The organism is Granulicella sp. L46, assembly GCF_009765785.1.
Classification (GTDB): domain Bacteria; phylum Acidobacteriota; class Terriglobia; order Terriglobales; family Acidobacteriaceae; genus Granulicella.
On record NZ_LMUT01000012.1, the window covers coordinates 904,329 to 923,287 of the forward strand.

Annotated in this window: 20 protein-coding genes and 1 tRNA gene; 10 read left to right on the forward strand and 11 right to left on the reverse strand. The window is 55.1% G+C overall.

Annotated features, from left to right (window positions below; all coding sequences use genetic code 11):
* Window positions 1-45: 45 nt before the first annotated feature.
* Together GSQ80_RS13285 and GSQ80_RS13290 are read left to right on the forward strand one after the other, a co-directional pair.
* Window positions 46-825 (forward strand): ABC transporter permease, encoded by a 780-nt coding sequence (locus tag GSQ80_RS13285; RefSeq protein ID WP_158788080.1) that lies wholly within the window; start codon window positions 46-48, stop codon window positions 823-825.
* Window positions 826-828: 3 nt separating this feature from the next.
* Entirely contained in the window at window positions 829-1,665 is an 837-nt protein-coding gene (locus GSQ80_RS13290; RefSeq protein WP_158788081.1) for an ABC transporter ATP-binding protein, read from the forward strand.
* Window positions 1,666-1,673: 8 nt separating this feature from the next.
* Here the strand turns inward: GSQ80_RS13290 and GSQ80_RS13295 are convergent, their stop codons facing one another.
* Complete coding sequence (locus tag GSQ80_RS13295; RefSeq protein WP_158788082.1) at window positions 1,674-2,423, reverse strand: dienelactone hydrolase family protein; 750 nt, start codon at window positions 2,421-2,423, stop codon at window positions 1,674-1,676.
* Between the two features lie 222 nt (window positions 2,424-2,645).
* Window positions 2,646-3,053, reverse strand: a complete 408-nt coding sequence (locus GSQ80_RS13300; protein ID WP_254059625.1) for a septum formation initiator family protein — start codon at window positions 3,051-3,053, stop codon at window positions 2,646-2,648.
* A 399-nt stretch (window positions 3,054-3,452) separates the two neighbouring features.
* Here GSQ80_RS13300 and GSQ80_RS13305 point away from each other — a divergent pair, with 399 nt between their 5' ends.
* The 3 genes from GSQ80_RS13305 to GSQ80_RS13315 all read left to right on the forward strand — a co-directional run bounded on the left by GSQ80_RS13305 (window position 3,453) and on the right by GSQ80_RS13315 (window position 5,213).
* Complete coding sequence (locus tag GSQ80_RS13305) at window positions 3,453-4,046, forward strand: biotin transporter BioY (RefSeq protein WP_158788083.1); 594 nt, start codon at window positions 3,453-3,455, stop codon at window positions 4,044-4,046.
* 76 nt (window positions 4,047-4,122) lie between these two features.
* Window positions 4,123-4,977 (forward strand): menaquinone biosynthesis family protein, encoded by an 855-nt coding sequence (locus GSQ80_RS13310; RefSeq protein WP_158788084.1) that lies wholly within the window; start codon window positions 4,123-4,125, stop codon window positions 4,975-4,977.
* Between the two features lie 160 nt (window positions 4,978-5,137).
* Window positions 5,138-5,213: transfer RNA gene (locus GSQ80_RS13315), tRNA-Lys, on the forward strand.
* A 283-nt stretch (window positions 5,214-5,496) separates the two neighbouring features.
* Here the strand turns inward: GSQ80_RS13315 and GSQ80_RS13320 are convergent.
* Window positions 5,497-6,366, reverse strand: a complete 870-nt coding sequence (locus GSQ80_RS13320) for a hypothetical protein (protein ID WP_158788085.1) — start codon at window positions 6,364-6,366, stop codon at window positions 5,497-5,499.
* A gap of 381 nt (window positions 6,367-6,747) precedes the next feature.
* Between GSQ80_RS13320 and GSQ80_RS13325 the strand changes: the two genes are divergently transcribed.
* Complete coding sequence (locus tag GSQ80_RS13325) at window positions 6,748-7,008, forward strand: hypothetical protein (protein WP_158788086.1); 261 nt, start codon at window positions 6,748-6,750, stop codon at window positions 7,006-7,008.
* Window positions 7,009-7,054: 46 nt separating this feature from the next.
* Here GSQ80_RS13325 and GSQ80_RS13330 read toward each other — a convergent pair whose 3' ends face one another.
* Entirely contained in the window at window positions 7,055-7,843 is a 789-nt protein-coding gene (locus GSQ80_RS13330) for a hypothetical protein (RefSeq protein ID WP_158788087.1), read from the reverse strand.
* 717 nt (window positions 7,844-8,560) lie between these two features.
* Here GSQ80_RS13330 and GSQ80_RS13335 point away from each other — a divergent pair.
* Both GSQ80_RS13335 and GSQ80_RS13340 read left to right on the forward strand, forming a co-directional pair.
* Window positions 8,561-9,130: a hypothetical protein gene (locus GSQ80_RS13335; protein WP_158788088.1), complete on the forward strand. Its 570-nt coding sequence runs from the start codon at window positions 8,561-8,563 to the stop codon at window positions 9,128-9,130.
* A 187-nt stretch (window positions 9,131-9,317) separates the two neighbouring features.
* Window positions 9,318-9,734 carry a hypothetical protein gene (locus tag GSQ80_RS13340; protein WP_158788089.1) on the forward strand — a complete coding sequence of 139 codons (417 nt, stop codon included), beginning with the start codon at window positions 9,318-9,320 and terminating at the stop codon, window positions 9,732-9,734.
* A 64-nt stretch (window positions 9,735-9,798) separates the two neighbouring features.
* On the opposite strand, the gene GSQ80_RS13345 is transcribed toward GSQ80_RS13340, so the two are convergent.
* The 6 genes from GSQ80_RS13345 to GSQ80_RS13370 form a co-directional block, all read right to left on the reverse strand.
* Complete coding sequence (locus GSQ80_RS13345) at window positions 9,799-10,107, reverse strand: helix-turn-helix domain-containing protein (RefSeq protein ID WP_158788090.1); 309 nt, start codon at window positions 10,105-10,107, stop codon at window positions 9,799-9,801.
* A 96-nt stretch (window positions 10,108-10,203) separates the two neighbouring features.
* Complete coding sequence (gene mobF, locus GSQ80_RS13350; RefSeq protein WP_158788091.1) at window positions 10,204-12,960, reverse strand: MobF family relaxase; 2,757 nt, start codon at window positions 12,958-12,960, stop codon at window positions 10,204-10,206.
* A 470-nt stretch (window positions 12,961-13,430) separates the two neighbouring features.
* Window positions 13,431-14,336 carry a hypothetical protein gene (locus tag GSQ80_RS13355; protein ID WP_158788092.1) on the reverse strand — a complete coding sequence of 302 codons (906 nt, stop codon included), beginning with the start codon at window positions 14,334-14,336 and terminating at the stop codon, window positions 13,431-13,433.
* Window positions 14,336-14,761: a hypothetical protein gene (locus tag GSQ80_RS13360; protein WP_158788093.1), complete on the reverse strand. Its 426-nt coding sequence runs from the start codon at window positions 14,759-14,761 to the stop codon at window positions 14,336-14,338. Before GSQ80_RS13360 ends, GSQ80_RS13355 begins: the two co-directional genes overlap by 1 nt.
* 368 nt (window positions 14,762-15,129) lie before the next feature.
* Window positions 15,130-15,774, reverse strand: a complete 645-nt coding sequence (locus GSQ80_RS13365; RefSeq protein WP_216850311.1) for a metallophosphatase domain-containing protein — start codon at window positions 15,772-15,774, stop codon at window positions 15,130-15,132.
* Between the two features lie 101 nt (window positions 15,775-15,875).
* Window positions 15,876-16,964, reverse strand: coding sequence for a Fic family protein (locus GSQ80_RS13370; protein ID WP_216850312.1), 1,089 nt, complete (start codon window positions 16,962-16,964; stop codon window positions 15,876-15,878).
* Window positions 16,965-17,391: 427 nt separating this feature from the next.
* Here GSQ80_RS13370 and GSQ80_RS13375 point away from each other — a divergent pair, with 427 nt between their 5' ends.
* A complete protein-coding gene (locus tag GSQ80_RS13375; protein ID WP_158788095.1) occupies window positions 17,392-17,985 on the forward strand; it encodes a hypothetical protein in 594 nt (197 codons plus the stop codon).
* On the forward strand, window positions 17,937-18,722 hold the full coding sequence (locus tag GSQ80_RS13380) for a hypothetical protein (RefSeq protein ID WP_158788096.1): 786 nt from the start codon (window positions 17,937-17,939) through the stop codon (window positions 18,720-18,722). The genes GSQ80_RS13375 and GSQ80_RS13380 overlap by 49 nt, the downstream gene beginning before the upstream one ends.
* A 9-nt stretch (window positions 18,723-18,731) precedes the next feature.
* Here GSQ80_RS13380 and GSQ80_RS23060 read toward each other — a convergent pair.
* Window positions 18,732-18,959, reverse strand: a 228-nt coding sequence (locus tag GSQ80_RS23060) for a hypothetical protein (RefSeq protein ID WP_216850313.1), incomplete at its 5' end; no start/stop codon positions are given.

The following is an 18,959-nucleotide window of genomic DNA, read 5'->3' on the forward strand; positions in this document are numbered from 1 at the left end:
AGGTGGGGGAACCCGCATCTGATACCCTGAGCGCAGCACATTCGCATGAGCTTTATCTCTCCAGAGGCCTACGCCAAGACGATCGTCGCTTCGGTGCAAGAGTATTCCCTGCTCTGCGGGCGCGCCGTTGCGAACATTTTCACGCGGCCGCGGTATACGGCGGATATTTTTACGCAGATGGATTCGATCGGCGTGGGTTCGTTGCCGATTGTGGTGCTGACGGGATTCTTTACTGGATGCGTGCTGGCACTGCAGGCGGCGGTTTCGCTGAAAGAGTTTGGCGCCGTGAACATGACCGGCGAGCTGGTGACTCTTTCGATGGTGAAGGAACTGGGGCCGGTATTGACTGGACTGATGGTTTCGGGGCGGAATGCCTCCGGAATGGCCAGCGAGCTGGGCTCAATGAAAGTGTCCGAGCAGATTGACGCGATGCGCGCGCTGGGAACTGATCCTTACCGCAAGCTGGTGACGCCGAGGCTGGTGGCCACGGTGTTCATGCTGTTCTTCCTGACCATTATTTCGGACGCTTGCGGCATCGCGGGTGGCGCGTTTGTTTCAGTTGCCTTGCTGAAGTTGAAGGCGGCAACATTTTTCCATACCGGATACATGTCCCTTGAGCATGGCGATGTGGTCGAGGGGTTGGTGAAGCCAATCTTCTCGGGCTTCATCATTGCGACGATTGGCTGCTACTACGGATTGAGGACGACGGGCGGAACGAGGGGTGTGGGACGGTCGACGACGCAGGCGGTGGTGGCGTCTTCTGTGATCATTATTCTGGTGGACTTCCTGGTGACGCAGTTGATGATCGGAATCTTCGGAAGGTAGGCAATGGCTGAGACGGTCGTGAGCCCCGAGATGAAGGAGTTAGTAGCCAGCGGCCAGCCCATTGTCGAGTTCGACGATGTGTCGATCGGGTTTGACGGCCATGAAGTTCTGAGCAATGTTAGCTTCACGGTAGCGCATGGAGAGACACGTATTCTGCTCGGGCCGGCGGGCGGCGGCAAGAGCGTTCTGATGAAGCTGGCTAACGGTCTGATCGAGCCGGACAGCGGCGAGATCCGGGTGTTTGGCCGCTCCTTGCAGGACATGACTGAGAACGAGCTATTCGAGATGCGCGCCCATGTAGGGATGGTCTTCCAGGAGAGTGCGCTGTTCGATTCGCTGGACGTGGAAGATAACGTCGCGTATCGGCTGGAAGAGGAACACGTCGATCCGAAAGAGATTCGCGAGCGCGTGCTGGAAGCGCTGCGATTCGTGGAGCTGGAACAGGTGATCGACAAGTTTCCGTCAGAGCTGAGCGGTGGCATGCGGCGGCGGGTCTCGATTGCGCGGGCCATCATCAGCAAGCCAGACCTGATCTTGTATGACTCGCCGACGGGTGGATTGGATCCGATTACCTCAACGACGATTATGGAACTGGTCATCAAGCAGCGCGACGTGTCGCAGACCACCTGCCTGCTGATCACGCACCGGCTGCAGGATGCTTTCACGTTGGCGACCCATCGGTTTAACCCGCAGGAAAAGCGCGTCGAGCGGATACCCGACAACGGGATTGACCCCAGGACTAAGTTCCTGGTGCTGAACGAGGGTCATATCGTCTTCGATGGAACGACGCTGGAGCTGACGCACACGAAGGATCCGTGGTTGCGGGAGTATATCGAGTAAGGCTGCGGTCAGGCACCTACTGCAATCGTGCGGTGGAAGAGGTCGAGCGCGAGACCGAACATGGAGCGGGCGAGGTCGGGATCGTAGCGGACGCCTTCGTCGCGGAGGAAGGCGTGGGCGCCATTCACTTCGTGCCAGTTTAGCCTGGTTCCAACTTCATTGAGACGTTCGAGGACCTTCATGCGGCCTTCGGTGGGAATATGCGGATCCTGCCGACCCCAAACCATCAGTAGCTCGCCTTTGATTTCTCCGGCACGGGCCATGGAGTTGTCCTTCATACCCTCGCCGAGACCGCCTTTGTGGATGTCGGTGGCGTAGAAACAGACGGCGCCGTGAACATTTGGGCTCATGGCGGCACGGAAGGCGAGATGGCCTCCCATACAGATGCCCATGACGCCGAGACGGCCAGTGCAGTCCGGGCGTTCTGCGAGGTGGGCGAGGGCGGCGCGGGCGTCGTCGTCGTAGGCTGGGACGGGCTTAGTGGTTTTGAGGACGTTGCCGCGATCGGAGCCCTCCTGATCGTATTTGAGGACGGTGCCGGCGGGTTCGTACTCGTGGTAGACCTCGGGAACGGCGACGATGTAGCCGTGGCCGGCCAACTGGACAGCGGTGCGATGGATGGGCGCTGTCACCTGGAATATCTCTGAGAAGAGCAGAATGCCCGGGTAACGACCGGGTGCAGCCGGGCGAACGATGTGGGTCCGCATCGGTCCGGTGGATGTCGCAAGGTCAACGTATTCGGTATCGACAACGATCATGGATTCCTCGGAGAAGCATTTCGATTTGACTGCATGAGTTTACTCCTGCGCGAAAAGCAGCAGAGGGCGACCAACCTTGCGCGGGGCTGAGTGCCTCTCAATGGTTGAGACTACCGGAGGCAACGCATGGCAGAAGAGCAAATGTATACAACGACGCAACTCGCGGTGGTATTTCCTGTTCTGCTATCGGCAAAATAGGGTGACGCCTTCAGGGGGGATGTATTATTTCGCGGAGGAATTGGGCGAACGCGAGGATTTGGATGGGTCAGTGCTTGCATTGGGGAGGGTGTAAATAACCTCTCCAGAACGCGTGTAGTGCAGTTCTTCACGAGCCTCGTGCTCGATCGCGTCGGGATCACTCTGAAGGTGGTTGATGTGCTCGTGGAGGCGGTCGTTTTCCTTTTGAAGCTGCTGCATTTGCTCCTGGAGCACCTTTGCCTCTTCGCGCTTGTGGGCAAAGGCAGTAAGACCGTTATGGCCGAAGATGACTCCATAGGCCATAACGAGCGCCAGAATGGCAGTCGCGAAGGTAGCAGCGCGGCGACGCCACAGATAGATGCGGTCTTTCGCAGCTCCGGCGAGCTCGGGCAATTTGACAGTGAGCTTCGTTTTGGGTGGCGCGGTTCGCAACTTCGGGCCTCATCAGGGCGTCTTCGGGCTGATCGTTCACTAGAAGTATCGCGCATTCGGAGTTGATTTTGGGAGGGTAAGCTGTGGAAGGAACCAGACTTGTCGACAGGGGAGTTCCAAAATGCACGTGGGGAGGGCGAAGTTCGTTTCGCACTGCCAGCTTTGTTATCCTTAGGGTGACCGATGCGCGTCCTCTTCTGCATTTCGATACTGGCCTTGGTAGCGCTGCTTTGGGCCTCGTTTGCGATGGCACGACATGTACGACAGGCCCGGCGCTCCCACCGCAGGTTGCAGCAGGACGCGACCACGGATACGAAGGGTAAACCGTAGTCGAAGAAGAGCAAAGAAAGATCGAAAAACGCGAGTCAACGCTGCACATCTTCAAACTTGAGAGAACCTATGCAAACCGTCACCCTACCTTCCTCCCGCGCGGCGAACCTTGCCCACTTTGCCACGACTCTTCCCGGCAGGATTCTGCTTGGACTCGGCGCGACGGTTGTCGTGGCTTTAGCCGCGCACGTGAGCTTTCCCCTCCCTTTCACTCCAGTGCCACTGACGCTGCAGCCACTCGCGGTGTTGGGAGTTGGATTGGCGTTTGGCCCGGTTGGAGGCTTTCTGACCATGCTGGCCTACCTGGCGGAGGGCGCGATGGGACTGCCGGTCTTCAGCCCAACAGGGCCAGGGGGGCTTGCGCAGCTGCTAGGCCCCACGGGTGGCTTTTTGATGGCCTATCCGCTGGTGGCCGCAATCGTGGGTGGGCTGACACGCGGATTGACGGGACGCACCGCGCGATTCGTGGCTGCGTTTCTGGCGGGTAACGTGGCGATGGCCATTCTGTTTTTGGCAGGCGCCGGCTGGTTCGTTCACTATACCCACCACACTCTTTATGCGGCGTGGGTAGGTGCCGTCGCTCCCTTTCTTCCGGGAGAGTTCATCAAGGTCCTGGTGGCGGCGGGCGTGTACAGCACCCTGTCCCGCGCTCCCCGCATCTAATTACCGTTAGTACAGACTCCACTACAGGAGCAAGCTTTGAGTACTCCTCCTAACAAGCAAAGCACCAAAGGAACACATGACTACTGCAGCAACAGATGTTCGCGAGATTAAGATTGCCCACAGCCCCGACTCCGATGACGCCTTTATGTTCTATGGGCTTGCAACGAACAAGGTGCGCGTACCGGGGTACAAATTCACCCATACTCTTACTGATATCGAGGCGCTGAATCAGCGCGCCATGACGGACCAGTACTACGATGTCACGGCGATAAGCTTCCATGCCTATCCATACATTCAGGAGAACTACACGCTGATGGCGTGCGGTGGCTCGGTGGGCGACAGCTATGGGCCGATGATTGTGGCTTCGAAGAGTTACACGCTCGACGAGGTGAAGAAGCTTCGCATCGCGGTACCGGGAACGTTGACGACAGCGTACCTGACACTGAAGCTGTTCGCACCAGAGATCGAAACGGTTACCGTGGAGTTCGACAAGATTATTCCGGCGGTTGTGGCCGGTGAGTTCGATGCTGGTTTGATCATTCACGAAGGGCAGCTTACCTATGCGCGAGACGGGCTGAAGAAGATTCTCGACCTGGGCGTCTGGTGGCATGAACAGACAGGTCTTCCCCTACCGCTCGGAGGCAACGCGATTCGGCGCTCGTTGGGTTCTGAGGTGCAGACGATCACAACCAACGCGCTGCGGGAGAGTATTCAGCATGCGCTGGATCACCGCGAAGCCGCATTGGAATATGCGATGCAGTTCGCGCGGGATTTAGACACGTCGTTAGCGAATCGTTTCGTCGGCATGTATGTGAATGAGCGCACGCTGAACTACGGCGATGATGGCCGTGAGGCGATTCGCAAGATTCTGGACATGGGCTACGAGCGCGGGATTATCCCCAATAAGGCCCATGTGGACTTCCTCGGCTAGCCTTGATTTGTCGGTATGAACGCCTGAATTTCCTCATGATCCGGCACTGTGCTGTGGCGCCGGATCGTGATATTCTTTTTATGTGCGGTGGGTTTCTCCCGCGCATTCCTTGGCGATCTCCTGTAGTTCGCTCTTTGCCTTGCGGCAAGGTTCAAGGTCTGGACGCGTAGCTCAGCTGGTAGAGCATTCGACTCTTAATCGACTGGTCGTAGGTTCGATCCCTACCGCGTCCACCATTTCCTCTTTAGAATGAATAGCTTACAGAAACCTGGCGAGATCAGCTTTTCGCGCCCATCTTCTAGTGGCTGTTTTGGTGGCTGTTGGGAGATATGTGAAGCTGGCAGTAATACGCTTAGTTCGCAGAGCGCAACGTAACGATCCAACACCTTAAATCTCAAGAGTTCTGATCCACCGTCAATTTTGCGAATCAGCTGGAATGCTAAATCCGATGTGCGGCTGTCAGTTTCCTACTGTGACGAGAAGAGTGTTTATCAGGAGTATGGATGCATTTCAAGTGAGCTATGGAAACCGGGTGCAGAATCCGCCTGAGTGGCCACCGTCCATCAGTTGAGTGAAGACAGACACCTGAGGTGTATCGGCTGTTTGCGGAGAAAGATTGATGAACCGCGGTAAGACCCTGCCGCCACTCGGAAAACCCAGAAACTCATCACCGTGCTGAACATAGATCACATCATGATGAGCTGGCAGTGGTAACAATATCTCGGTGCCGGGATCATGGTCCAAAATTATGCGCACATTCACTGTTTTGCCTTCCGGCCTCATCAACAAAACAGAGTCACCGCTTCCTGAGCCTCCGCCGTAGAGCAGGGCTCCTTTAATTCCGGCCTGACTAAGAGCTTCAATCTCTTCTGGGTTGAATGGATTCACTGGCGGCGCTCCAACGATAAGGCTGGGTAAACGGCCTAGCGTGATTCCGCTGCCGCCGGGAACAGACTTGTAACAGGTGACCGAAATAGATTCGACGTCGAAGCCTTGTGATCTTGCGAGCGCATGGAATCGAGCCGAATCCGCTGAGGTGTAAGGGGTACTGTGTCCATTGGCATGCATGCGCGTAATGAGTTGAGCTAAAACTTCACTTGCTTCGCCAGAACCCTGCGCGCTGGCCTTCTCCAGCCAATGACACGCTTCCTCATAGGAAGCATCGATGCCGAGGGGATTCGAACGAAAGATTACACGCGGGGTCTCATCGCCCTTCTTGCCACAATGAGGTGTGTCTTGATTCGGCTCGAAGGTGCATTGTTCAGGAATGTACTGCTCGGCAAGAATCAATTCTGCGGCGAGGTTTCCTCCTTCCGCAGCTTTGAACACGGTGGTCTTGTAAGCATTCCTGTTGCCGTTACTGGCGAACGTCATCAACGCCTCGCTCATCGAGTGATCGCGTTCCATTAGCTGCATTAGCGAGGTCGACGGAGCGTTATACCCCCCGGATGAGGGCATGCCACTGTACGTTCCTTTTTGCGTTGGGACTGGTAGTTGAGAGAAGGCCAGATGTGACAGAGCGAAAGCAATCGGCAAGAGAATTCTTTTTGGAAAAGACATACCCACAGCATAAAGCTGCGCTGTGCGTTCCGAAAGTCCTCATAAGTTGGCTTATTGCTACTGCTACGACGTCTGACGATAAGCGCGTTTATCGATATCTACTCGCGTGCTGAGCGCGGCAGAGTCATAGGGAATTTGGGGCATGGCCACTAAAGCCAGTGGATTGGTCGTTCCACAACAGGTTTTGTTCTGAAGCGTTAAGCTACCGTCATGAAGATCCTGTCAATCGTCAGTGTGGTGTTTGCCCTTGGTGCGGCTGGTTTCTGGGGCTGGTCCGCACTCATCAATGTTCCTGTAATCTATTCCGGCTTCGGGACCCTCGGAACCCAGATGCCCGATGGCTCGAACATAGCTGGAGTGCAACCCTTCTATGCCGCGCTGAAGCTGATCTCGAAATTGAATGCTTGGGCGGCGAGTTGCGCGTTCGTTTCAGCTCTCACTCAAGCCCTGACCTTGCTGCCGAGAAAATAACCCTGCGGCAGCAGGGCGACAGGCAGCGAAGCGAGCGTGATTCTGGCTACGCGTTCTTGACCTTGGAAACTTTCTCACCCATATGCCACCGGCCAAAAAGCCCGAGGATGACGCCGGTCGGCCCGCTCTCTGTAAAGGGCTCCGACGGCCAATCGAGTTGCTTGGGCCGTTGCGGATAGATCTCCATTAGCCTTTCATCGGCCGGGCCTGACGGAGGAGTTATCAGTGCCTCCTGTTCGCAAACGTAGGGCGGAGTGAGATGCTCCGTCGCCGTTTGAAAGACGAAATTGCCCGCGTAAATGGTGCTGACGCTCCCCGTTCCAATACGCGTCTTCCCTCCGTCGATCATTATTGTGTAGTCGGTGCCATGGCAACCGATGTGATACTCGTCTGGGTTGGAATTGATGAGGGCGCCAACCCAAACTCGCGTTCTCGCTGGAATCGTTAACGAATGTTTAAACGCAATACGTTCTTGGCGCGCATAAAAGTTCTCGTTGTTGTTTCGGGGTTTGATGGACTCCGCGACCATCGCCCGGAGGACCGCCCACTCTGTCAGGATTTTCATTCCGCCCGGGTCAAGCGTTATCGGAGTATTGAGCAACATAGGCTTGAGCCGTGAAACATTCTTCTGTTCAATTTGACTCATCCAGCCGTGGTTGCAGTCTCCACAAACTGTATCGATAGTCTGTTCGGGATCTTGCCCGAACAGGATCGGGCCATCCGCCTCCTGCATGTTGATTGGCGCGAACTTGACGAGGTTATGCATCCAGTCCGGCCAGAGGTGCTCCGGGCTTCCCGATTCATTGTCACAAAAAATGCAAGGCGGATGTTTCACTTCTTATCCTTCTTGTGCGCTTCCAAGTGTCTATCGGACCGTTATGGGAGAAATCGTAATCGGACTCCCTGTCGGCTGGACAGTGCTGCACCGGATTCGCGCTAATCACGTGTGATCTATGCCTTAGAAATCGAAGCAGACAATTAGTCTCGATATGTCGGCTTCACGGCAGCGATGAATCTACTGACGAGAAGAGCGTTTATCAGGACTAATGCAAGGGTTGATTCCACGGACGCGGTATAGTTTCTTAATGAACGCTACTCCCTACCGAGTGATTGTGGTTGTTGACCGTGCATTCGGTAAGCAATTGGAAAGCATTGCGCGAGGAGCTCCAGTCTGGATCGTCGATTCGCCGTCTAATAGAGCTTCTGTGGAGAAGTTGTGGCGAGAGTATCCGGAGCCTAGCCATCTGAAGGGCATCACGATCTTCACCTCTCCCGAAGGGGTCTCCCCCGAACATTCATTAATTGGCCAACTCGACACAATCGACCTGCACCACGGAGCTTATTCCGCTGACCCTCCCTACAGTGTGTTGGAGGTCATAGGAGTTGTGTTGACTGAAGCAATTCAGATTACGCTCGAACAAACCGGGTTCAAGGAAATACACCCTACAGATGCAGGATTCCGAGCCGTCCAGTCCCTATAGCCGGCTTCCAGAAGCAGTCGCTACACGAGTCGGGGCGTATCCTTGCAGGACTCAAACGTATACTGACAGCCATGCGATTAATCTGGATCACCGTGATTGGATTCATGATGGGTTTCTCGCCCGCTCGTAGTGAGGCTCAGACGCCAGAAGTTCCTATCCGTGTCTCGCTGTGCGAGATTAAAACGCATCCAGAAAAATATCTAGAGAAGTTAGTCGAGTTCACTGCTGTTGCTTCGCACGGTTTTGAAGATTCAATGGTGGAGGACTCTCAATGTCCTTGGCCAGATAGCGGTCCCGGAGTCTGGATGGAATACGGCGGCAGTCGGTCCACGGACACTATGTATTGCTGTGGGTTTTCACCTAAACCGACTCGCGACAAACCGCTCGTCGTTAACGGCATTCCATTGGGCCTAATTGAAGATGGGAAGTTCCAAGAGTTCGATGCTCGTCTACATCCGAAGCACCCGAAACCCCAACGAGCGTCAGACACGGTGAAGGCGACCTTGCGCGGTCGCGTTTTTGGCCGCTACGAAGGGATTGCTGGCACACAGCAGAGCCCCGCATGGAGAGGTTATGGCCATATGGGGTGCTGCATGCTGTTCGTTGTCACACAGGTGCTTTCAGTCGATAAGCCAAACTGATCATCAACAGTCATCCTTTAATGAACTCGCGACGAACGTACGAGCATGCCATTCAAGACCTCATCGAGTGGTGCTGCTCCGAACCAAGGCTTGCGTTGAACAAAACGGTAGTTACCCGTTGTTGTGAAAAGCATTTCACTGCCCGTTACTTTGGTCGGAGTCGCGGACCGAGTCATACAATATATCCATGCGCAGTTCGAAGACATCTGACCCTTTGCCAGCGCTCCTTTCTCAAGGAGCAATTTGTCGCGAAGGCGAATACGCCTGGGAGTTGAATGCGTTTCCCGCAGCGCTTCAGAATGGACCTAACTTGGGTTATGCGTGTTTAGGTGGCCAATTCTGGTTCCTTCTTGCGGACGGCTCGCTCTATGAGCCCTTCTGGCTCGAAGCCAACTCGGTAGAAAGAGGTGCAAACGAAACATGGCCTGACTACAAATTCAGGTCTTGCTTAGAAGTCGCAGACGGGTTCACCGCTCTTGTAAAAAAGACTGATTTTGAGCAAGAGGCGGCGCAATTCAAGTCGCTGCAGTCGCCCTTTGGAGTATTGTTCAACGCCTACTTCGTAACTGAAGCCGAACTGGCATCGCTCGGTTTGAAAAGTTAACGTTTATCAGTCCTGATAATTCAGCTTATCGCCACCATCCTTCTCGATAGCGCGCCATCTGCATTCAACTCACGATTCGTTCAGGATGGTCGCAGCGAGCATACTTCCTTAAGTCCGCCATCGGAATCAGGACTCGCCCCCCGATCCTCCTGGTAAGCAATCGCTTCGACGCCACGAGATAGTCGAGCGCACGTTGGCTAATGGAAAGAAGCTGCGCGGCCTCTTCGCGGCTCACCAGCAGCTTGTCTTCCGTCGCCACTGTAGCGCGTTGTGGAGGTTTCCGGCGATGAACTTCGAATTGCGCACCAGCGTCTTTCCCTAATAACGACTTACCTATCCCTCTGTCGAAATCAATGACGTGCTCTGCCGCCATAGCTCAATCTCCTATTCCAAATTTTTCAAACCCGTTCTCGACCGCACTCACAAACCTGATTGCTTATATTTCCAGACCTCACATCGCATCTAGCCTTCACAGGCTCAAACCGTATCCCATACTCACCTCGACATTCCGCTTCGGCGTCACAACCTTCGCCTCAGAAAGGGCAACAGCCTGTCCCGGCTTGTAGGCACTCTGGTGCGAAACATCATGCCCTAATGCCTTTGGCAGCTTCTCCAAACTGTCCGTAAATATCTGCGCGTCAAATTGACCGCGCGAAATCGAGACGTATGCCATGCGGCTATTGAGTAGATCCTTTGCCGCAAGCTCCGTGTCTACATTGACCAACACACGCTCCGCCGTCTGGCCCTGGCTTGAATAGCTGGTGACGGCATACCCATGATCGACATGCGGATGCTGCTGCGGATTGAAGTCGACTTTGCGCTCATCATCCAACCGCAACCGCATCGTTCCATCCCGCCCGATACTCTCGACGGTCGCCAAGTCACGATTGGCAATCTTCAGTTCCTGGCTGGGCGCGGTGAACTGCATGCGATCTCCTACGGCGAACCTCTTCTCGTCCTCACGGTAGACAGATACTCCAACCTGGCGGCGTGGGTCATAGGTGGTCTGCTCCCCGTTCCCTCGTACCACCGTCAAAGCGTTCGCCTGAGAGTTCACAGCAAGGACGCGGGAGTATTCACCTTTCTCGATGCCGGTCTCCTTCGATGTGCGCGAATACCGCAAGATGTCATTGACCTGGTACTGCTGTGCCCAACTGCGATCTGCACCGGTCATTTCCTGGCGCGGAACAAGCGTCCGCACGGCATGGTCGTGCATGCTCACAAGCCCGCGCGATTGCAACTCATCATGTATCCGCAAATTGATCTCACTACGGGAACGGTTGTCGGGCGAAACGACAAGTGTGCCGCTGGGAGACTTGGCGTACTCCCGGGCAATAGCCGCTACACGCTCATCGTGTCCCTTTATCTGATGTACACGGCCCTGCTGGTCAAGACTCTCGACGGCGGCTTCTACCTGCCCTCGCGCCAACTGCTCGACAACCTGTTTCAACTCTGGATCGCGCTGCCGAACGATGTCATTCAATGTCGCCGTTCGCATCCCTGCTTCCTGTAATTGCGCGAACGGACGCCCTGCTTCGACGGCCTCATGTTGACGGCTGTCTCCTACTAACAACACGCGATCATTCCGATGGAGACGTTCGATGAACTCGTGCATCTGGCGCGTGGAGGCAAGCGAGGATTCATCGAGCACGTACAAGCGTTTCTCTCCAGTGTCGGTCTGCGTCCCTTTCGCAAGTTGACGCTGGAGAGTCGAGGTCTCCATACCCGCCTCAGCCAACTTGTGCGCCGCGCGAGATGTCGGCGCGAATCCTTCCACCTTGTAGCCCTGGGCTTCAGCGCCTTCTCGGACAACGGATAGCGTCGTCGTTTTGCCTGCGCCTGCGACACCATCCAAGCCGACGATCTTCTCGCGGCTCAGGAATATCTCATCGACCGCTTGGCGTTGTGAACGGTTCAATTCAGGATGGCGATCTTCTGTCCAGATTCGCAACTGCGGCGATACCAGCATTGGATCGTCGTAGCCGCGCTGATTGCCGCGCTGCATGTGACCGACGGTCTCCCGCTCCATCCGCATCATCTCGGCAGTCGTATACAGCGGCGCTGCCCGGCCATCCGTCCGCTCAATCGCTCGGAACTCACCTTTGGTCACTCGCTGCTCGAACTCCTTTCGCACCTGGCTGTAGGAAGCGTGGCCCATGCTGCGGTCTATCGCCGCTTGCAGGATTGCACGCTCGTCCTGAACAGCAAAGCGTTCAAAGACGTGATTGCGTGAATACGTCACCGACTGTTGCGCCGTCTTTTCCGGTTGCACTTCATGGCGGGGCTCCAGTGCCATTGCAACGACACGATCTGCTTGATGGCCGAACCTCGCTGCAAGTTCACGGTGCTGCTTCAAGACTTCTTCGGGTGAATGAATCTCCTTGCTGTCGCGTGTGCGGTGAGCGGCTACTTGTGCCGCGCCTGCGCCCTCTCTTCCAATTTCCTGTAGGTGTTCTTTGATCTGCACACGACGTGGACTCGATGCTTCCAAATACTCTTGCGAATAGCCCTTGATCTCAGGCTGCCCATGCTTGCCGCGTTCAATCTCGTAGCCAAGGCCCTGCAACTTCATTGCAAGCTCGGATCGGTATACGGTTGTCGCATACTGTTGCGACTGGAAGAGACTGCGCTCTTGCAATGCGCGCGTCTGTCCATTGTCTCGCTCGGTCACATTGAAAACGACCGCGTGTGTGTGAAGCTGGGGCGCAGCATATCCGTCTACAGGACGAGCAGTGTCATGCTCGAAGGTAGCGGCGATGAACTTGCCCGTTGTCTCCGGCGCATGGACGTTTCCAATGCGAGCCTGCGTATACCGCTCCAACTCCTGTAACGCTACACGAACACTTTCGCGATGCGCTTCGCGCACGCGATCATCGCCGCCCACAAGGGCCGTAAGCGAAACAGACTTGGGTGCGGAGAACGTCGCATCCCATCCTGCACGGTGTTCTGAACTGGTGATCTGCTTGCCGTACTGATTCTCGTAGGTCCTGGCAGGCTGGTGCTTGACGAGCTGCGCATCGTTCGCTGGGTGCCGTCCTTCGCTCAAACGAGCAAACTCCTCAGCCCCTACTTGGCCGCGCAAGCCCCACTCCTTTGCGAGGCTTCCTTGCCACTCGCTATGCCCTTGCTGATCGCGGCTCCAGTAGTTCTGTCGTTCAGAGGTGAACTCACGCGCGTGATACGTCCGTGCTTGTCCAGCAGACAGCGATTTAGAGATAGTCAGCATACCTTGGCCCGCGAAACAGCAGATAGTTACTGTCTTGGTTCACATCGTAGCCGAGATTTGTGGATAAGTGGGCCGTTATTGTAGAAATATTTTTCGGCTCATGATCTACAAAACACCTATGGCTATTGGTTCTTTCTATCTTAAGCAAAGCTATTAGCGGAGTAATCGACCGGTAATTTGAGTGGCAATTAATCGACTAATTCCACACTTATAGCCGACTCAATGGAGGCTCGATACGTTGCTTGAGAACAGTCTCAAACAAGACCTTCCTCGCGAGTTCTAACTGGTATATTCCATGCTCAAGACGCGGACATTCAGCCTCTCAAATAGCTCTCGTCAAGCAGTCCTTTGAGATGAGTAGAAGGGAGATAAACGTGAGGGTCATCGATGCTGCTCGAAGTTGAGCAAAGAGATGCGAACTTGGTGGGAGATCTTAAATCGAATACACAGAGGCATCGGAAGTCTCTTCGTCAATCAATCCATCTCGATTCATCCCACGGTTCTGATTGCGAATGCGCAGCATCAGATGCAGACGATCCGGGGAAGATAGTACGTCGCTGAGACGGTGCTTTTGGGGAGTGCGAAGGGGGTGGAGTAGCCAGTTGCCGTGTAGTAGAAACCTCGCCGCGAGCTTGAGTCGATGCCTGTCGGTCACTCCCACGAAGCGTTTCTGGATTTGGCAACTTCTTGAGACCGAATCTGCGACTGATTGCAGGTCCAAAACTCGGCCACTCAAGCTCTGTCTTCTGCTCCCTAATCCAGTGGACAATTCGCAACCGGATTCGAGCGACAATCCCATCTCGACTCTCGGTCCAATCCCTTCCATAATTCGATAACCATTGGGGCTCCGTAACCGCGCGTCGAAGCTGTCTCCATTCGTACCCGATGTCCCCTCTCATCACGAATGTCAAATAGGCGACGATCAGCCAAGCCGCGACACCATAGAGTAGCGGTTCATTGACGAGTCGGCGGAAACTTTTGCCGTCATAAAAATCTTCACGCAGGAGCATTTCGACCTCGGTGGAATCCACGCTTTCGACTGCGGTTCTTTCTATGCCCGTCCATCCTTGTTCAAGAGCAAAAGACGAGAGTTCCAAAGGGAGTTCACTCTCGCTTCCCTCGGTGACATCGGGGGCGAACAGCCACTGTCTCTTACGCCCGGGAGCCGTTTCCATGAGCCAGCGGATTTGAGTCTTGGCATCAGGCTGATTTGCGTGTTCGGAACTGTGCCAATATGCGATCAGATAATACCGTTGTAGTGGCGGAACTTCCCACCGCAACCAAGCCCAGAAGCCAACTAGTGGGAGGCATGGAAGGAGTACCAGGATCAGCGCGATCCGCCAGGGAAAGGCAAACCGAATGCGGGAGAGTTTCATTACGGATTGTCCGTGGTGTTGAGACTGTTCCGGCGACGCCTCTGCGCCATGTAATCCTGCGCCCTCTGCTCCTTAATAGAGTCCGAATAGGCTGACATCTTGCGTAGATCGTCGGTCGTTAGTGGACCTTCCGACGCTCTGGCGAACAGATTCAGCATGAGCGACCGCATCCCCATAATCTCAGCCAGTAGGATCGGATCGGTTTGCTCCTCTGCACCAGCACCCGCGCGGGCGTGGGCAAGCGCCGCCTCGCGTAGCCATTCCGCCACCTTCTTACCGGCGTCAGCAGCTGCTGCCTCAACCTCACCGAACTCCGCGTCGGTAAGGCGCGTGGCAATGGATCTTGCACGGGAGGTCTCATTAGCCGAGACGGTAGATGCCGACGGCGCAGCAGTTTCTTGCGACTTGTCGTTACCGGAGGGCATTCGGTTTGCCACCTGGAACAGATAGTCCCTTGAAGCGCTTGGATGCTTCCACCGCACAACCGGTTTCTGCAAACACCGTCGCTGACGAGAAATGTTGTTCACTGCAACGGCGTTTACGGCCGGAAACGTAAAACTTCCAACTAATTGAAAGCAAAAACGTTATCAATCGTAAACTTTGGGGAGCTTCGCAGTTCCCTATTGGGGATGACGTGTCAGCATTACACCCGCTGCGAAGCAGCGTAGAAGTCTTGCTCTGAGACGGAAGCACACCGATCGCTCTGTATGGACGCTTAAACCATGCAAATCGAAAAGGAAGTTTTCATATTGCATGGATAATCGGGCCCGCTACAGCCGTTATCGGCCAGGAATCAAATCTCCAAGTCGACGATCTGCGGCTCATACACCAGCATGTAGTGTTCATTCAGCACAGAACCATTCACGAATTCGCATCCATTGCTACCACGCACACGCCCGTGTCCTCCATGGATATGCCCGAAGAGATGCAACCTGGGCGCGACCTTCTCCACGACTTCTGCCAACTCTTCGCAACCCAAATGGTCGGTCATTGGGCGGGATTGATCGAGAATTCCGAAGGGCGGGCCATGAGTCACCAGGACATCTGTCCCCATCGGGATTTTGTCCCAATGTCGTCGTATCGGCGCGCCACGCTGCACGTTGAAAGCCCAGTTGTTGAAGGGCGGCTGCACCGGTGATCCCCAGAACATAAGGCCTTCCACTTCGACCCCAGAGTCCTCCAGATAGACGCCATTTGTGATGAGGGCGCGAGCTGGCATCGAGTGTGACTCGAACAAGCGATCATGATTTCCTGCGATGACAATCTTGTGCGTATGAGGCTGCCGGCCGAGCCATGCGTTGAAGTCGATGATCTCGCGCGGCGCGTTCCCATAGGTCATGAAATCGCCCGCATGAATCAGGATGTCGCCATCGGGCACGCGGAGACCGGCGTGTTGTCCGTGCGTGTCGCTGATACAGATGATTCGCACTCTTGCCATCGTCGGAAGCCCCTACAATCTGGCCGTCTGCACCATCAACTGCTTCTTCTCGTGATGCTTTTTGACTTCGCATTCATGATTATTGAGACCAACCCCGGCAACTACTTGATCGTGTAGCGTGCCCCGCGTCCCTGCCCCACCTGACGCAAATATTGTTGCTCGACCAGCTTCTTAACATGCACTTTGATGGTGTTGCGGTTTGCGCCGCTCGAGTCCTCAATTTCTTTGACGGTGACTTCGCCGCGCGTCTTTGCCAGCTCCAGTACCTGGCGGGAAAGGGCGGGAAGGGATGAGCGGAGCGCCTGCTCCTCCTTCACCTTTGCGGCGAGGTTATCTTTCTGCTTCGCCATCGTCTTTAGGAAAAAGACCAACCATGCTTCCCAGTTCTGCTCTTCCTTGCGGATCGTTTGCTGAGTCCTCCGGAGGGCTAGGTAATAGCTGTCCTTGTTCTGCTCAACCACGCCTTCCATAGAGCTGTAGGGAACATAGCCGTAGCCGGCCCGCAGCAGCAGCAAGGTCGTAAGCACACGCGATAGCCTGCCATTGCCGTCTTTGAATGGATGGATCGCGAGGAACACCACAATGAAGATTCCAATCAGGATCAAAGGGTGATGACTCTCCTCCTCCACTGCACGGTTAAACCAATCGACAAGGTCTTTCATCCATCCCGGCGTTTCAAACGGGGTCGCCGTCTCGAAGACAACGCCCAGACTCTTGCCGTCAGGTCCGAACGCCTCGACGTGGTTCGTGACGGTCTTGTACTGGCCGCGATGGTCCTGATCCTTGGAACTGTATTTGAGGAGGACGCCGTGGAGCTGCTTGATGTGATTCTCGGTCGAAGCGATAGCCTCGTATCCCTCGAAAATCATGTCCATCGCGTCGGCATAGCCCGCGACTTCCTCCTCGTCGCGGCTTGCAAATGATTTGGTATGCAGCCCGGAGAGCAGCTTCTCCACCTCTGCATCGCTGAGCTTCGATCCCTCAATACGGGTGGACGACCCCACGCTCTCAATGGTGGCGATACGCCGGAGCGTGGTGAGTTTTTCCGGGGCGAGCGTTTCAATGACCGTCCAGCGGCCCTTGAACTCGTCGATCTCGGCAATGAGTTTAAGGATTTCGGGGGTGATCGTGATGTTGGTGATGCGTTGCATGCTGATACCCATTTTCACCCATTTATAGCCGTTTTGCATCCGATCATAGCAAATATCCGTTTCTACCCATTTTCACCCATTCAGCGCGGGGCGTAAGGATTCGCCCGTTGGCCTTTGCTGACTTCACCAGCTCACTATAGCTCCCCGCCGTTGCCTATTTCATGTGTCTTTGGACACATGAGAAGAAGACATTCTTCTCATGACAGCGCCTCACCCGGAGCGGAGGCGTCGGTCAAGGCCGCGCGATTTTGCGCGCCGCGCAGCGGGCGAAGCGCCTTGACGGACGCTGTAGAGGAGGGTATTTCGCCACGGGTGTCGAGTGTCAGGCGAGATCATCTGATTCACTTACGGTGACGCCCTAAATTTGCAACCTTCAAAAGATTCAAGCCAGAAGTTGCCCGCTGAAAATGCGGACGCTTCACTGCGTACCTGTCTCGAATGTCATGCAAGGGGTAAGATTAGGCGCATGTCATGGCTACAGCGCATATTGACGACGAAGCCACAGCCGGAAGAACCGCCTTCCGATGCCCCGGCCAACAACCGGTCAATAATGCCTACCGTAAAGTTTGACGCATCACTGGTCACAAAGAAGGTAAAGGCCGACCTTCGCAAGAGTGTCGAGGAGCTTGGAGACGTTCCGAAGGAGCACGCTCGCGAAATACACGGCGCGGCACTAGCCATGATCGAGGCGGGCGGAAACATGCCGCAGCTGTACAACGTGCTCCTGAAGCTGAATGGAATGACCAAGGGCCGCGCCGGCGAGATCACCCGGCTATTGCTTAACAAAGCCCGTGCGCTCACAGAGCAGGAAAAACGGTCGAAGCTTGGCATCACTCACGCATCTTGGATGTACGCGAATGCCCCTTGCATGGTGAACCCGAGCCATCCCACGGACGCCGACCGAAAGCAAAACGCCGCGCACCAAGCCGCCAATGGAAAGCGATTTGAAATCGGAAAGGGTCTGCTGATCAATGGCAAATGGACCCTGCCCGGTAGAGGAGATGGCTGCAAATGCGTTTCGAGAAGTATTATCCCCGGTTTGGAGAACTTCAAGAGTTGAGCGCGGGAATGAAAACCCTCTTTGCCGTATTGTTCCTGATCGTTGCCGGAACCACCTGGGGCCAGAACGATCTCCCCTTACAGTTCAAGGGCACTTGCGACGGAACGCAGACCGACATCCGCGACCTATCAGCTGTCCAAAACACACCAGCGGTCAAATGTGATGCCCTGGTGATCGCTCAGATGAACGGACACACAGTTCTGTCTTTTTCAAATGGCGATCCTAGTAACCCCGTCCTGTTGTTTTCGGGCGATCTAATCACGGTGAATACGTCACTGCCCTTTGACCCCTACATCGGCCCCCTCAGCACAGCTTTTCCTATCGACCGTGTTCTGTGGGGAGACGGAACCCCGGCAGTGTCGGTTCATGCGGGAGAGCATTCGGACAAATTTGATGGGAGAGGGTGCTACTTCCATTTCATCGACAAGGGCTGGGGGCAGTTAGGCATGGTTGAATGTGAGCTGATTGTAGAAGGCCCAAACCACAGACCTCGACGTGTGACGGTGACGTTCACACCAGAACGCAAGTTCACTGTAGATGGACGCGAAATATCGGTGAAGTATGGCGTTCGAGGAGCAAACAGCTTTTATGCCCTGTTCAACGGCATGAAAATTGATGGAACTTGTAAGGTGTGGCTTTACCAGATTGACGGCGCACTGAAACATGTGCAGCCCGGTACACCTATCGCGGACTTGTTCAAGACGGTTTGCTATAAGGACGCCGCCGCGCTTCAGTAACCAGTTTGGCTAAGAGAGATTGGTCATCATCCGCCGGAGCCGCAAACCTAAATGAATCCAGTCCTCTCTTCTGCGCCCGAAGGTCTGTGGATGTGGAACGGAGGCGAATGTCGTCTTACCAAGTGAAATCGGGTCGTCTAAGGCTAGAGGTCGGTTAGCGATTTTCGCCCAACTGACTGTTTCACTGGCGCCGTACATCAGCACGAGCTTTGGTTCATGTCTACTGACCATGGAGCG

Coding starts and splice junctions, on each gene's coding strand:
- GSQ80_RS13285 (WP_158788080.1), top strand. CDS start 46: ATGAGCTTTATCTCTCCAGAGGCCTACGCCAAGACGATCGTCGCTTCG.
- GSQ80_RS13290 (WP_158788081.1), top strand. CDS start 829: ATGGCTGAGACGGTCGTGAGCCCCGAGATGAAGGAGTTAGTAGCCAGC.
- GSQ80_RS13295 (WP_158788082.1), bottom strand. CDS start 2,423: ATGATCGTTGTCGATACCGAATACGTTGACCTTGCGACATCCACCGGA.
- GSQ80_RS13305 (WP_158788083.1), top strand. CDS start 3,453: ATGCAAACCGTCACCCTACCTTCCTCCCGCGCGGCGAACCTTGCCCAC.
- GSQ80_RS13310 (WP_158788084.1), top strand. CDS start 4,123: ATGACTACTGCAGCAACAGATGTTCGCGAGATTAAGATTGCCCACAGC.
- GSQ80_RS13320 (WP_158788085.1), bottom strand. CDS start 6,366: ATGAGCGAGGCGTTGATGACGTTCGCCAGTAACGGCAACAGGAATGCT.
- GSQ80_RS13325 (WP_158788086.1), top strand. CDS start 6,748: ATGAAGATCCTGTCAATCGTCAGTGTGGTGTTTGCCCTTGGTGCGGCT.
- GSQ80_RS13335 (WP_158788088.1), top strand. CDS start 8,561: ATGCGATTAATCTGGATCACCGTGATTGGATTCATGATGGGTTTCTCG.
- GSQ80_RS13340 (WP_158788089.1), top strand. CDS start 9,318: ATGCGCAGTTCGAAGACATCTGACCCTTTGCCAGCGCTCCTTTCTCAA.
- GSQ80_RS13345 (WP_158788090.1), bottom strand. CDS start 10,107: ATGGCGGCAGAGCACGTCATTGATTTCGACAGAGGGATAGGTAAGTCG.
- mobF (WP_158788091.1), bottom strand. CDS start 12,960: ATGCTGACTATCTCTAAATCGCTGTCTGCTGGACAAGCACGGACGTAT.
- GSQ80_RS13355 (WP_158788092.1), bottom strand. CDS start 14,336: ATGAAACTCTCCCGCATTCGGTTTGCCTTTCCCTGGCGGATCGCGCTG.
- GSQ80_RS13360 (WP_158788093.1), bottom strand. CDS start 14,761: ATGCCCTCCGGTAACGACAAGTCGCAAGAAACTGCTGCGCCGTCGGCA.
- GSQ80_RS13365 (WP_216850311.1), bottom strand. CDS start 15,774: ATGGCAAGAGTGCGAATCATCTGTATCAGCGACACGCACGGACAACAC.
- GSQ80_RS13370 (WP_216850312.1), bottom strand. CDS start 16,964: ATGCAAAACGGCTATAAATGGGTGAAAATGGGTATCAGCATGCAACGC.
- GSQ80_RS13375 (WP_158788095.1), top strand. CDS start 17,392: ATGTCATGGCTACAGCGCATATTGACGACGAAGCCACAGCCGGAAGAA.
- GSQ80_RS13380 (WP_158788096.1), top strand. CDS start 17,937: ATGCGTTTCGAGAAGTATTATCCCCGGTTTGGAGAACTTCAAGAGTTG.